Consider the following 14869-nt stretch of genomic DNA (forward strand, 5'->3'; position numbering starts at 1 on the left):
TAACCCCGTTTTATAAGTAAAAATTCCGTAATCACTTTTTTTGTGCTGTTCGTGTTTTCTTAAAACTCTAGTCGCAAGCCTGACCGACAATATCCGCGAGTGCCTGAACTGATACCGGCTCCGGTTCCCCTGGCTGGATCAACGTCGGCATACCGATTCGGGCCGTTAAATCACTCCACGCCATTGAGACACTCAATGCCCATTGACCACTTTGCTTGCGCTTCTCGGGTTGTGCGATATCAGTACAAAGGGAGTGCAGAGCCTCAATAACCGCCTCCGGCCAAGTGAGGGCAAAAATATCGTGGTAACTACGCATTTCCGTATCGCCCAGGGTAACCATGCTGGGAACGGCCAGCCGCTCTGTACCCTCACCCTTTAAAATAAGCCGGCCGGTTTGGTCCCTTGCCGAATGCAACCTGGGATTCCAGAGCACGGGGCCGTGAGTATCAGTCAAAGTCAAAACCCCAGCCTCGCCACCTATAGCAAGCCGATGTAATAGCAGGGAATGATTATCAGGGTCCTGTGGATGAACCTGATTCTGAATACGCAAAGTCATGGGCACACCACCAAAGGTAGCCGACAGACTTTGAAAAGGATGGCCCTCTGGTTGCACCGGCTCGCTAAAAGACCAGGGGCGAAGCCCGCCCACTGCACGACCAATAACATCCAATAGCGGATAGGCCATCTGGCTGTTGCAAATAGCATCGATCATTTCCAGGCGCTGGTGCCGACGCAAGTATTCTGCCGCAGCCAGGAACTGCCTGGTGGGGCGCAAATTGGGGTAGAGGGTGTTAACGGCATAGGCCGAATTCCCCTGCTTTGCAGCTAGCAGATTGGCGGTAATTTCCTTGGTGTGGACCGGATGCTCCTGCAATACATGAATGCCTCGTTTAAGAAACGATTGCGCTATTTCAGAACCCTCGCCCCCGGTTGCACCAGAACGCACAACAACACACACAATATCGATATCATCGGGGACCTGCTCTGCCTCGGTATAGAGCGGTACTCCATATTGCTCGGCACAGCTCCTGGAATAATCGCTGCCACGAGCCAATAATCCTGAGAGTTCAAAATGTTCTCGGCCGGGTAATCTGAAAGATGTCAGGGCTTCAAGGTAAATGCGGCCAAAGCCTGTCCCTGCAACGACAACCCGCTTGCGGTTATCAATTCCCATTTGACTCTCCCCGGTTTTCAGCCATGGACACGGCCCATTTCTCTAATTGGTCCTTATCTATCTGCCCCTCAAGAGTCAAAGGCAATTTGTCCAAAACTTCGATATAAATTTCTGACTTAAAGTGACCGAGATATTCGGCCAGGCAATCTGCTGACAGTCGCATTTGATGTTGCTTAGCTCTACAGGCGAAGAAGCGATGCCCCTGTCTGGACAAAGGGTGTTCGGAGACAGGCAAATCCATGACCAGCTGTAAGCCGGCAGCATCCAAGGCATTGTGCCACTGGGAAAGTGACAGAAAGGTTGTACCGGTATCTGTGCGCTCATCGACGGCATCCACCAACATAAACGCCTGTGATGCCATCACCCAGAACTCCTCACTGGTTGGCTCCGTCATAATGAACCAACCACCAGGGCGCAATAACTCGGCTGCCCTGCGCAATGACGCATCTGTGTCGCGGGCAGCGTTAAAAACACCACCGGCAATAATTACATCGAAGCTATTGGGGGAAAATCCCTGGCTGCGCGGTGAACGATCAATATCAAACAATCCACGGTGTAACCAGGGGCGCTGCTCCTGATCCCCATGTTTTGCGAAAAAGCTGTCGAGAAAAGCCGCAGAGATATCCGTAAACTGGTATTCAAAGTTGATATGGCCACTGACACTATCCAACACTGGCAGTAGAGCCTGGGTTGTCGACCCAGTGCCAGCGCCAACTTCCAGTATTTTCAGAGTCTGTTGCTGGCCTTCCCAATTATTTAAGATGGACTTCAATAAAGCTCTTACTGAATGCTGCTGGTACCTGGCCGCTATACCCTCCCGGTAAAGCGCACTCGCCAACTCAGTGCTACCACGGGGGAACAGCAGGTGCACAGCCTGGACTTTGCCCCGAATTAGATCCGGTAATTGTTCCGCGTTAGCGCGGGCGTAATCGATCGTTTTACTGGCTCCAGACAGCATCCGCCATTCCTGTTCCAGCCGAGTCCATGCTAGAGCCAGGGCAGCATCACTGTAGCTGTCTGGATCTATCTCTGGCGACCAATACTCGCCATCAGTACGAAGTAACTGCTGCTCCTGCAAAACCTTGATCCAGCGCTTGATCAAAGCTCGGTGCTGCTGAGCCACCGGAGGGGCTTCAAGTATTTCCGCTAAGCTGTGTACTGAATGTCGATCGCAAAACAATCCCAGGTGGCTGAAAGCATTCAGCATGGATAGCAAAGCAGTAGCGTTAAGTTGTTCCGTAATCTTTACCGCATATTCCAAATCAATATGGGCAAATTCCGCATCCAGCTCGCTATTAATTCGCTCGAACAACCCTGCCATATCAAGGTTACTGGCCTCTGCCCGCATTTTGGGCTGCGCAAAGACCGCCCAGCGATTCTCTCCAGCAAGGGGAATTGTCACGGAGCTGGCAACCGCAGGGTGTTTCGCAACACTTTCAACAAGAGTCGCAAGCTTTTGGGTCTGGGCTTGCTGGACCTTTACAACGGGTTCTATACCTTTATCGGTACAGACCCAACCGGAAATATCTTTTGCCAATAAGCGTTGAATATCCCGCAACAACGATTGTGATAGCAAGACATCGGTTTCATACAAAAGGCATTGCAGGCTTTTGAGATTGGTCAAGGCCAATGCCGGGTGTGCGACCAAGCCTTTTAGCAAAGTTGACGTCAATACCACACCGGAAAACCCTGAACGCTCCAGAGCAACCAGCGCTTTAGCTGGGTTGATAGCGGGGTCCTGCAATCGCACAGGTAGCCCACAACTCCATGCTGCGAAAATACCAAAGCGAGCAAATTCATTAAGCGGAGAAAATACGGCGACCTTTCCCTGAATAGGCCCCAGAGCTTCTTGCTGCGCTTCGAGTAAGGTCAGGTTTGTCTCCACGGTGGTGTTTTCTGCCAGCAATACCGAAAACTCACCTCGATGGCCTTCTAACGCATTCGGGATTTGTACCTCTAAGGTCAAGCAATCCTTCTCTGGGTTCGCCTCAGGCACAAGTTCAAACCCGATACCCAGCCTTAGTGCCACCAAGTGCATCAGCAGAGGCAACCCATTCCCAGAATTATCAGCTTGCCAGAGTAGTGTTTTGCCTCGCTGTGAGCCCTGTTCTGCAAGCTGCTCACTGAGCTTTGCAACCACGGAACCAGTCCAAGTCAGCACCTGACTGCCACTCCAGTCACAGCCTTCAAGTGATAATGCGGGATCTTCACCCAACTGTTCCAAACCACTTAAAATATTTGCTGCTATTGCTTCTATTTTCATCACAGTCCCTTAAACCGCCCTTGCAACAAATAAGGTTTGGCCGGCTACTGATAGCGGCGATGTCGAGGGTGCCAGGAAATACTTAATCTCAAAGCCTCCGCTTACCAGCTCTTCCTGCCAGGCTGCGCTATCGATAAATACCTGATCCGAGCCCCCTCGCCGATCTTCACTGCCCAAAAGAGTCCCGGATTCAGCAGGGGAAAGCAGAAACTGCATTGCCGTTAACATGGCGTGGTTATCCCGAGTGGATTCGCTAAACAATAGCCAGCCACCAGGGACAAGCGACCTGCGAATACGCTTTAGCGTTTGGCCAATATGAGCAGCGTTGTGCAAAACATTGCCAGCCACAACGATATCGGTACTTGCCGGTGCAATTGACTGCACAGAAAAATCAACATTGATATCGAGCAGGCTGCAACGCAAACCGATGTGATTGCGAAATTTTTTCTGTGCCGCAGTGGTAAATACTGGCGATACATCGGTAAAGCGATAATTAACCGGCCTTCCGGCTAAAGTATCTAAAATTGCCGAAGTGGTTAGGCCTGCACCTCCCCCCAATTCAAGCACTCTCAGCATAGGCCCTGGCTTGACGGCCTGTTTTACCATGTACGCTGCGGCATAATTGAGATACGTCGTAAACCAGTTGTTCTGGTAGGCGGCCAGTGCCGTTAGTATTTCTCCATTCTCGAACAGCAATTGATTAATGGAGACTTGATCCCGCACCAGTTCAGACAAATGCGTCAGGAGCTTTTGATGTGACTCGGCCATTTCAGGGGGGAATCCCAGCGCACCGTAGGCCTCCGGTAATTTATCTGCTCCGACTGCACTCTCAGGAATTTGCTCCCAGGAGTAGTTGCCATTACTGAGCCTCAAAAACTCTCGTTCAACCAAGGCCACCAGCCAGCGGCGAACCAGCCAGTGGTGTCGGCAGGCCGCACCTAGCGTATTAATAATTTCCTCACTGCCGCGCCCAACACTCTCTGGAGTCAGCGCTCCGCTGGAGGAAAATAACTCCATAATCGCCCGCAGGCTGATGAACTCAAGCCTCTGCATTGCAGCCGGCAGTTTTGCCAAACCACTGTCTGTAGCAAGCTCAGCGGGTAAAGCTGCCAGCCCAGCCTCATGGGCGGTATCGGCGGGTGGAGGTGTTAGGTTTTTCAAATGGCTCCCTCCTCAAGGCACACCATATCTTCAATACTTGTTTCCAGGGTGGTTAAAAAACTCAATGCCCCAATCTTCGACATGCGTTCCATCGCCAATGCCGGCGGCAATACTTGGGCGCAGTAATGACAACCCGGTGGGATTTCATCGCGAAGTACAGCCATAGTGGTGACTGCGGCTACCGCTGCTGTTAGATCTGCATTGCCAGTGCCCCGCAACGCAGTTGTGCGAGTGCGCTCTTGCTCGTTGTATTTACCGGTAAGTTGCAAAAGCATCAGCACATAGGGATCGCGCCCCGCCAGATCCAGTTCACTGGCCCGACACAGGGCTGCACGCGCTTCATCGCGGCTAAAACCATGGGCAGTATTAAAGGCGGATAAAATATAAGAGCCGCTAACCGCGTTATACCAATCACCATCAGAGAGGGATAAATCCTGAGCTAGGCGCTCGCCCTCGCTATTTAAATACGGAAGCACAGTGGTAGATTCAGGAAAAAAGGGCAGCTCGACATCGGAACGGCGTTTCAATATTCCACTCACCCGGCGTCCATTGCGCCAGGCTGCCAAGGGTTTACTGTGCTGTTCATTGGCACCTTGCAAATAATCATCGGCGGCGACATCGGTAAATCGATCGCGCAAGCCGAAATAGCTGATCAGGCTCTCTACCTGTGAAAACTCCTGCTCTGCCAGCCAGCGTGGTAGCAGACTACTGAGCCCCGGCTGTAAGCCGGCTGATAAAACTGCGGTCAGTCCATGGCTCTGGTAATAGGATCCATCGAGTTGCTCATAGAGGGCTTCATCGCCAGCAACATCGATATAGGCTGCTCCCACTTGTGCCGCAACTTTGGCAACCCTGTCGCCAATTAAATGTGAAGGTCCTGCACAATTGATCAGAACCTTGCAGCCTGAAACAAACTGATCAAGTGAATTTACATCCCGATAGTCCACAACCTGACAGGAAATATCTGAGCTATTTGATAGCGGCTGTTTATGTGCATTGCGACCACCAATACGCATAGCACCCAACTCGAGGGACTGTAAATAACCGGTAACCGCTGCGCCCACATCGCCATAACCACCTAAAATCGCAATTGTCATAGGCTTACCTCCGTATCGGACTCAACCAAACGCCAGCCAGTAGCACGGCTGCGCTGGTGCCAAAAATGTGCATACAGCCCCTGCTGTGATAACAACTTGCGGTGATTGCCAACTTCAGCCACCGCACCTTCTTCAAGTACGATTATTTGATCCGCGTTCATAATGGTGGATAATTGATGGGCGATCACAATGACAGTGGACCCTTGTTTTAATTGCTGCAGGGAACTGTTCAGGTACTTTTCATTGCGCGGATCGAGTGCTGCTGTTGCTTCATCCAACACAACAATAGGTGCAGCTTTTAATAGGGCACGGGCGATAGAAACCCGCTGGCGTTCGCCACCAGAAAGTGCAGCGCCCCCCTCACCTACCTGCGTCTGCCATCCCTGGGGCAAACGCTCGATAATCTCATCCACGCCAGCCAGTTTCGCCACACGTTCCAGTTCTTCCTGACTGGCTTCGGGACAGCTCAAGCGAATATTCGCTTCCAGGGTGTCGCTGAACAGATACACATCCTGCATAACGATAGAGATCTGCCGCATCAGGTCTTCTGTGCGCAGTTGCCGCACATCCACCCCGCCCACTTTTACCTGGCCCTGGTCGGTATCAAAAAAACGCAATAACAAACGGGTGATGGTGGTTTTACCCGAGCCTGATGCACCGACTATCGCTGTAGTGGTACCCGGAGAAACCCTAAAGGAAAGATCCTTCAATACCGGTTGCCCCGACTCGTAGCTAAAATTCACATTTGAAAATTCAACCAACCCACCCTGCTCGGTAAAAGGCTGAGATCTGGATGGCTCAGGTAGCGACTGCTCAAAAAAGATAGCGGCCAGTCTGTGCAAATCATTACCGGCCATGCGCAGCAGACCACTGCGCCCGGCGAGTTCCGCCAGAGGACCGGTAAATCGGGCCGCTAAAGCTAGCAAAGCCACCAATTCAATAGGGGGAAGTTGTTGATTGAGCGTGAGCCAAACACCCACGGCAATCACTGCGGCAAAGGCGAGTTGCACCATAAATCCACCGGCAAACAAGCGGGGGAAGGTCTGCTGCAACATGGAACCCGCCGCTCTGCTTTGCCCGGCAATCGCCTCTTCCAGTGGGAGATAACCACTGACGTTTTTACCAAATGCCCTCATTACCGCCTGGTTGCGCGCAAACTCCACTACCCAGTTGCTGGCGCGAGCACCAGCAGCATCCACTTCCGTTTCCATGACGCCGATCCACTGGGAGGACCAACGATGGCCGACATAAATCAAGGGCACAAACAACAAAGCGGTCAGCCCCAGTCGCCAGTCAAACCACAACATTGCCACCCCCACTGTCAGCGGAGTGACAACACCGCTGACAACAGGGGGCAACAGGTGGGCAAAAACGTTAGTCACCATCAAGGTGCCCCCGGTTGCGCTGCGGGACAAACGACCGACTTTTTCTGCACTGAACCAACCGAGGGGAAGTTGAGAGAGGTGTTCACCCAAGCGATTGTGCAGGGTTTTCAATACCAGGATGGCCAGTGCAGCCCCTTTTACGGTTTGCTGGTAACGGGCAATACAAGCAATCACAACTACCGATAACAGGGAAAGCAACCAATACCCAACCGCCTCCATCTCAGATGCCAACAGTGCGCTGAGCAGAGGTACCAGAAGCGTCACCGCGATTCCCTGCAACACGCCATAGGCGAGAAGCCATACTGTATAAGTGCCAACTTCACGGCGATGCGCGGGTCCGAGAATGGCAAGCAAACTACGAATCATGATGAGACCCCGCTAATAACCTGAGCCCCACCATTCATTGCTTCTTCGTTTTGTTCAGCACTGTTGTACAAACGCCATAGTTCCGCGTAGTGCTTGCTCTCAGCCAACAGTTGTCGGTGACTTCCGCATTCAACCAAGCGGCCGCCGTCCAGGACCGCAATCTGATCGACTTCGGTGATGGTGTGCAGCTTATGGGCAATCACCAGTACCGTGCGATTGCGCACCAGGCAGGACAATGCCTGCTGAATTTGGGCTTCGGATTCCGGATCGGCGTGAGCTGTGGCCTCATCCAAAATCAACACAGGGGCATCTGCTAAAAGCGTCCGCGCGATACTTAAACGCTGCGCTTCTCCACCAGAAAAAAAGGCATCCTTGCCAATAACCGCCTGGTAACCTTGGGGGAAACTTAAAATTTTTTCATGGATGCAGGCACTGCGCGCTGCATCTACCAACTCCTGGTCACTGGCATCCGGGCGCCCAAGGCGCAGGTTATCTGCCACAGTGCCAGCCAATAGCTGAGTCTCTTGAAGTACAAAGCCAACATGTCGATATAAATTGTCCGGATCTATATCACGGACATCGACGTCTCCCAGAAGCACAGCACCTTGGGCCACGTCATAAAAACGGGGAACTAGTTTGGCCAAGGTGGATTTCCCGGCACCGGAGCTCCCCACCAAAGCTGTGATCGAGCCGGGGTGACAGCGCAAAGTAATATCGCTTAATACCGGCCGATCCTGGGTATAGACAAAGCTGACCTGCTTAAAGAGCAGCCCTGCATCTTTGGGCTCTTTGGGTTCAGAGGTAACAGCCAGAGGCTCAACCTCCAACAATTGATCGATCCTGCCTGCGGCAGCTTTGGCTTTTTGCTGGGCGGTCAGCCCCTGACTCAAGGTGAGAATCGTCTGGGGAATCATCACAGCGATCAGCGTTGTTGCGAGAACATCAATCGGCTGAATGCCTGTATTCACCACCAGCCAAGCGCCTCCGGCCAGACTCACCAACATAATGACCGGCACCGACAGGGCCAGAGAGGTGACTGCCTCCAGACGCACAAGCGGTGTAACCCAGCTTGTATAACGGCGACTGAAATCCTCGACGGCCTGTTGATAATTCCTGTGGGCGCGACCGGTTTGCGAGAAAACCTTGACCACCGCAATGCCGTGGACAAATTCAACAATCGCAGCACTGACCCGGCCAAAGTCCTTATCCAGCTGCTGCATTTTTTCCCCGAAACCACGCATCATCCAGGCGTAGGACACGAGGTAAATTGGCAGGGTAACTACCGCTAACAGGGCCAAGCGCCAGTCGAGCCAGAATAAGTAGCCCAAGCCCGCCAGCGGCAGTGCAAACGCAGCGGCCAACTCCACCTGATGATGCGCAACCATATGGTGGAGATCATCGAGATCATCTTGCACGGCCTTGCGGACCGCACCGGAAGTGTGCTCGCTGTACCAACCCAGAGGCACCTGCCCCAATTTCCGCACCAGGGCACGTCGCAGTTCCGCCTGCATACGCTGGTCGGCAATATGGGTTAACCACAAACCGATTACGGTGCAAATCCAGCCCATCGCCAGCCCGGCAACTATCGCCAACACAACAGGAATAATCGCCTCGGCAATATCACTGATATCCGGCGCAAGGAGCAGGCGAGCCAACTCAACGATACCGATAAAAGGGATCAGCGAAGTGAGCGCACCACAAGCACCGAGCGCCACCCCCAGCCCCACGAGGCCACGAAATGGACGCATCAGTTCCCGCAGGTCAGACTTTGGCAAAATTTGCTCAGCCATCTATTTACCCGCTTTACCGCGCTGTAATGGTTTTGCCAAATGCTCGACGACGGTGGCAACCTGCGGCGGTTCCATAACGCTAAAGTGATTGCCCGGCACATCGATTAATTCAAAATCACCCAGACAAACTTCCTGCCAATAAGGCGCAGCCATATGCCCTACGCCGGCGGTGACACCGAAGGATTGCTCTTCCTGGCAGCGCAAATACGTCATATCGCCAATATAGGGAGGAAGGTCAAAACAGGCGGCGCGCATACTGTGTCGGCACACCCGGAAAAGCCCCGGTATCATCGCGGCTTCGACCGGCACACCCGCTTGGGCAGAGGCTAACTCGGTATAACCGGTCAGGCGCTGTTCCTGGGTAAGTTGTGAGCGTTGTCGCACAGCTTCAGCGACCGTTTTAAGCCCTGCATCACCGTCGAGTTCTGCCATTGCACCGGCGGGAACACGACCGTTGTGTTTCTGCATTAAGGTCTCGATCGCGCGGGAAATATCTTCGCTCTCGATATGCTCACCAAATACCGCTTTTACTGGGTCGAGATTTAGGTTGGGGGCAAAAATCGCTTCGAAAGCCAGCTCTTCATCGGTATCGACAAACATTGGGATACTGTCGATCAGGCTCAGGTCAATCACATCGACCCCGCACTCCAGCAATCTCCGCGAAACTTCCGTCGCCAGCAGACCACCCAGGCAGTAACCAATTAACTGGCAGCGCTGGTAGCCCTCGTCAATTATTCGCTGGGCGTAATCGTCGGCGGTGCGCTCGATTAATTCTTTTGCATCGATCGACAAATACTCTTCCGTATTCGCTACCGCAATCCCAAATACTGGACCCAGATCTTGAGCCGCAAGCGCTTTGCCCAAGTGCTGGAAATAATCCAGGGTACCCAGGGCCGCATGGAACATAATCCGTACCGGCGCCCCTTCTTTAGAGGCCCCTTTACCCTCGCCTATATGACTGAAAGGAACCATCAAGGAATTGCTGCCCTCGCGGGTAGTGGCAACCAAAGTGTCGCTCTCAGTATCTTCCTGCCCCTCGGCAACAGCATCCGGCTCAACTCTCAGGGCTCTGGCCAATGCAGCAACCGTTGGTCCGTTGAGCATGTGTCGCAACAAGGCGTCGTAAGTGAAAGGTTTCGCTTCCGGAATTTCTTCCAGCAATCGCCCTGCAACCCGCGCCATAATCAGCGAATCACCACCGAGATCAAAAAAGCTATCCTGGCGGCCGACATTATCGAGACCCAACGCATTCGCCCAGAGTTTGCACAGAGCAGTTTCCAGTGGGTCCATTTGCTCTGAGTTCGCAGCCTCTTGCGTATCCCCCGTTGCTGGACGCCAACCAGCCAGCTTTTTGCGATCGATCTTGCCATTGGCGGTGAGCGGCAGTTGGTCGAGAACTTGCAAATGTGCGGGCACCATATGTGCGGGCAACCGATTCGCTAAAAAGTCCCGCAGTGTCCTGGCACTCAAATCCTGTCTGTCAGTTTTCATCTGCGCGGCCAGTAGATTCATGCCGAAAGCAGACAAAAGATGGTCATCTTCAGGCAGGGAAAGAATCTGTCCGGCTCCATTGGCTTTCAACAGCGACTGCCATTTCCCGATAGAAAGGAACTTGGTCGCACCACAAGAGCGATCATCACCGGCGGGGTCCATCATAAAACCCTGGGTGAGTAAGATATGGGCGTGATCCACCGTTGGCTCAGTCAGGATTAACCAGCCTCCGGGTGCCAGTAACTCCACAACACTGGCAATAGCCGCCTCTGGATCTCGGGTACTGTTGAGCATACCTGCACACAAAATGACATCTGCGCTATTAGGAGCCAAACCCTGGGCGCGATAGTCGGTATTGAGATCCATTAATCCAAAGCGTACCCAAGGCCACTCTTTAAATTGGCGGCGAGCCTCAGTCAGGAAAAATGCGGTCATGTCAGTGAATAGATAATCGACGTCATATCCATCCAACATAGGAATAACAGAAGCGCTGGTAGCCCCTGTGCCAGCGCCCAACTCAAGAACCGTTAACCCTCTATCGCTCTGGGCGGCAATACGGTTAATTAATGCGGCAGCGGCGGCATTGTTATAGCGGGCGATAAGGTCATCTCGATAGAGAGCCAAAGCCACCTGCTGGTCGCCTTGGGGGAACAACAACTCAAATGGGTTTTGTTGATTCGCTAATAACTGCGGTAATAACTCGATATGATCCCGGTGATATTGCAGGAATTCCCGATTACAAAAGCTGCTTTCAATCCCCTGCTCAACTCGCTTCCACACAGCATCAACAGCGGAAGCATCAATTTCTTGGGTTCGCGTGTATTTTTCCTCAGTACTGGAGCTGGCAGTGGATAAGCTGAGCAGCTTTGCGTTAACGAGAAGGTCCAACCAACGACGCACTAACCAGTGATGCTTTTCATGTACTTTGGCTAAGGAGAGAACTTCTTCTGAACTATATCCCTGCTCACAATTTGTAAACGCCCCTAATTCCACCAGACCGTGAAGCATCGATAACAGGGATGCATTTTCAAGTGCCTGCACATAATCGCCGACACTGACAGCTTCTGGCTCACCGGCCTGGTAGTGCGCAAACTGACGCACTGAATTTACCAGCTCGGGATCGATAACCGCCGGCTCGGCATCATCCATGCGACGACTTTCTACAAAGCCCAACAGATTTAAATCCGCTCTCGAGCCTCCCTCTTTCTTCTCAATTACCGCCGCTGCTGTTGATACTGCGGGGTGGGCCAATAATGCAGACTCCACTTCTCCCAGCTCAATACGGTGTCCGCGAATTTTTACCTGTCCGTCTTCACGGCCCAGGAACTCGAGTTCACCACCGGGTAAATAGCGGCCCAAGTCACCAGTGCGATAAAGGCGCTGGCCATCCACCGGATGAGAAAAGAACTTCTGTTCAGAGAGCGCCGCATCACCGAGATAACCATCGGCCAATCCGAGGCCAGTAATCATCAGCTCACCCGCTACCCACACAGGGGCATCGCGCAATTGGCTATCCAATACCCTGAAGCCCTGGTTCGTCAGCGGCACGCCATAGGGAATACTGCTCCAAGCAGGGTCGACTCTCTCAATACGGTGGTAATTGGACCAAATCGCAGCTTCTGTAGCCCCACCCATACCGATCAGGTCGAGTGCTGGCACATGGCGCCTGATATGTTCCGGTAAAGTAACCGGAATCCAGTCTCCCGACAGCATTGCCAATCGCCACTCAGACAATGGACGAGGTTCTGTATCCAAATAGGTAGCCAGCATTTGTAACTGCGCAGGAACAGAGTTCCACAATGTCACCCGGTGCTCATCCATGACCTCCGCCCAGTGCGAAGGGTCTGCGCCACGGGCCGGATCGGTCAATACCAAAGTCGCACCCACTGCCAAGGGGCCGAAAATATCGTAGACCGACAAATCAAAACTGAGTTGAGCCAAACCCAAGATACGATCGCTCGAGCCCACCTCGAAACGCCGATTAATATCCAGCACCGTATTCAAAGCGGCCCGATGATTAATCATCACCCCTTTGGGATCGCCGGTAGAACCGGACGTATAGATAACGTAAGCGAGCTGCTCCGGGTCACCGTTGCTGGCCAGAGGAATTTCAGTTTCAGGAGCCAGGGTATCGACACTGATCACCTGTACTTCTGATGGCCACTGAACTTGGCTGGCGAGGTCACTGAGAGTCAGGACCTGTTCCGCCTCTGCACTGAGCAATAATTTATTGAGCCGTATTTCCGGTTGTGCCGCATCCAGTGGCAAATAGATACCACCGGCCAGGAGCACACCAAGAGTCGCCGCTATTTGCTCTCGCCCTTTCGGCATTGCAATAGCAACGCGGCCCCCCAGCTGGAAACCTTCTTTGGCCAGAGCTTTGGCGATGCCCGCCGCTTTTTTTGCCAAGTCGCCATAACTGACACTGCCATTGCAATCAATAATGGCGGTAGCTTCCGGCGTCGCCGTTGCCTGTGCAAATACGCCCTGATGCAATAACGCTGAAGGAACAGGTCCATCGGTTTGATTAACCTGATGTCTCTCCTGTTGCTGCCACTCGGGTAAAGAAACCGGAGATGTACTCAGCCATTGCCCATCGCCACTCGTGGAAAGCTCATTCAACAAGCCGGTAAATGCCGCGAACATATCTTCCACCAGGCCCGATGGAAAAACGCCCTGGCGCACATCCCAGTTGATTTCCAGACCATCGGCGTCATCTCTCACCTGGCAGTCCAAGGTGACTTGCGGTGTCTGGGTAATTCCTCTGCCAGACTCTCTACCGCTGGCAGGTTTTTCTGTATCTCCCAGGCCAATAGCACTGGTAAATACCACCGGCATCAATGCGGCCTCCGGTCCTCGTGCACGGGATAGCTCCCGCAGTAATTCCACGCCGGAGAACAAGCGGTGATCAATATCATTGAACAGCTGCTCGCCGATACTGGCCGCCCAATCGCGAAAGGACTTTCCTGTGGAATGACCAATCGCCAATACACTGACCGAAGTAAAATCCCCGATCAGCTGATTCACCTGAGGGTGTAAGGGCAATCGATTCAATAAAGTAAGACTCAGGCTGAAGCGTGGCTGACGACTCCAACGTTGCAATACCGCGGCGTAAGCAGCCAGTACGGCAACTGATGCGGTCAGTCCAGCAGCACCGGCTCGCTGCTTCAGTTTCTGCCAATGGGTAATATCCAGGCGGTAGTGATGGCGATTAAAGCGCACAGATTCCACTTCTGAGGCTGGCGGCAATACCGGTAGCTCAGGTGCTGCCGGCAGTTGATCGAGGCGGTCCAACCAATAGCGGCGATCGTTTTGGTAACCCTGGCTGTCCAGTAGACTCCGTTCGGCCAGTAGGTAATCGCGAAAATCGATTTCCAGTGCAGGTAGGGACGCACTGGGATTCGCTAGCAGAACATCAAGCTCGCTAAACAATATGCCCGCACTGGCCCAGTCTGCGATCAGTGCATCCATAGAGAAATGTACGATATGTCCTTTATCCGTGCGGGTATGGCGCAGCTCGAACATCGGCCACTCACCAATGGTGTACACACGGTGGTCCAGTTCATCTCTCACCGATTTAAGGGCGAGCTCCAGGGCTTCCTCATCCATGCCGGTGAGGTCCTGACTGATCATCTGGTAGTGCGGCACTTCCTGGAGGACCCGCTGATATCCCTCCTGCTCAATAACCGCCCTCAACATAGGGTGACGCTCAATCAGCTGGTTCCAGGCTTCCTGCAAACCTTTTGGGTTTAATCCGGGATATTCCAGCTCCAGGTAACCGTGACAGGCAACGCCACCATAGCCAAATGCATTTTGCCGCCCCAACAAATAGGCAGTCTGTACATCGGTTAAAGGGAAAGGCTCATGCCGATTTTCTGTGTCGGCCTCGACCACCACCCCCAAACCAGAGTCATTGCCAGCGCCTGATTGAGCAGCGTTTAATATTTCAATAATTTGTAACTTATGCTCCCGTAACCTTTGCTTGTGCTGCTCGGTCAGCAGGCCTTTGGCTGCGCGGAAACGCAATTGTTCAGACTCGGTCCAAAGTTCAACCCCAAGCCCTTGTAGTTCGTCGATCAGTTCCATAGCCGTCATGGGGTTAAAACTCCGTCCAATCGCTGAAAAATAATTTACTTATCAAA

General features: G+C 52.9%; 7 protein-coding genes. All 7 read right to left on the reverse strand.

The annotated features are described in order from the left end of the window. Positions 1–67: 67 nt before the first annotated feature. The 7 genes from ACJJII_RS18115 to ACJJII_RS18145 are packed head-to-tail and all read right to left on the reverse strand — an operon-like array spanning position 68 to position 14822. The gene (locus ACJJII_RS18115; RefSeq protein ID WP_444917206.1) at positions 68–1174 is read right to left on the reverse strand and encodes a Gfo/Idh/MocA family oxidoreductase; all 1107 of its coding nucleotides are present in this window, start codon (positions 1172–1174) and stop codon (positions 68–70) included. Next, positions 1164–3437 carry a class I SAM-dependent methyltransferase gene (locus ACJJII_RS18120; protein ID WP_444917207.1) on the reverse strand — a complete coding sequence of 758 codons (2274 nt, stop codon included), beginning with the start codon at positions 3435–3437 and terminating at the stop codon, positions 1164–1166. The genes ACJJII_RS18115 and ACJJII_RS18120 overlap by 11 nt, the downstream gene beginning before the upstream one ends. Before the next feature lie 9 nt (positions 3438–3446). Next, entirely contained in the window at positions 3447–4598 is a 1152-nt protein-coding gene (locus ACJJII_RS18125; protein ID WP_444917208.1) for a class I SAM-dependent methyltransferase, read from the reverse strand. After that, entirely contained in the window at positions 4595–5695 is a 1101-nt protein-coding gene (locus ACJJII_RS18130; protein ID WP_444917209.1) for a saccharopine dehydrogenase NADP-binding domain-containing protein, read from the reverse strand. The genes ACJJII_RS18125 and ACJJII_RS18130 overlap by 4 nt, the downstream gene beginning before the upstream one ends. Next, positions 5692–7446 (reverse strand): ABC transporter ATP-binding protein, encoded by a 1755-nt coding sequence (locus tag ACJJII_RS18135; protein ID WP_444917210.1) that lies wholly within the window; start codon positions 7444–7446, stop codon positions 5692–5694. The genes ACJJII_RS18130 and ACJJII_RS18135 overlap by 4 nt, the downstream gene beginning before the upstream one ends. Beyond that, entirely contained in the window at positions 7443–9236 is a 1794-nt protein-coding gene (locus ACJJII_RS18140; RefSeq protein WP_444917211.1) for an ABC transporter ATP-binding protein, read from the reverse strand. Before ACJJII_RS18140 ends, ACJJII_RS18135 begins: the two co-directional genes overlap by 4 nt. After that, a complete protein-coding gene (locus ACJJII_RS18145) occupies positions 9237–14822 on the reverse strand; it encodes a non-ribosomal peptide synthetase (protein WP_444917212.1) in 5586 nt (1861 codons plus the stop codon). Between the last annotated feature and the right edge of the window lie 47 nt (positions 14823–14869).

This window comes from Microbulbifer maximicatervae (SeqCode), assembly GCF_052467825.1.

Bases quoted from the DNA above. Each gene is read 5' to 3' on its own strand.
- ACJJII_RS18140 (WP_444917211.1), bottom strand. From the start codon at position 9,236: ATGGCTGAGCAAATTTTGCCAAAGTCTGACCTGCGGGAACTGATGCGT.
- ACJJII_RS18145 (WP_444917212.1), bottom strand. From the start codon at position 14,822: ATGACGGCTATGGAACTGATCGACGAACTACAAGGGCTTGGGGTTGAA.
- ACJJII_RS18120 (WP_444917207.1), bottom strand. From the start codon at position 3,437: ATGAAAATAGAAGCAATAGCAGCAAATATTTTAAGTGGTTTGGAACAG.
- ACJJII_RS18115 (WP_444917206.1), bottom strand. From the start codon at position 1,174: ATGGGAATTGATAACCGCAAGCGGGTTGTCGTTGCAGGGACAGGCTTT.
- ACJJII_RS18130 (WP_444917209.1), bottom strand. From the start codon at position 5,695: ATGACAATTGCGATTTTAGGTGGTTATGGCGATGTGGGCGCAGCGGTT.
- ACJJII_RS18135 (WP_444917210.1), bottom strand. From the start codon at position 7,446: ATGATTCGTAGTTTGCTTGCCATTCTCGGACCCGCGCATCGCCGTGAA.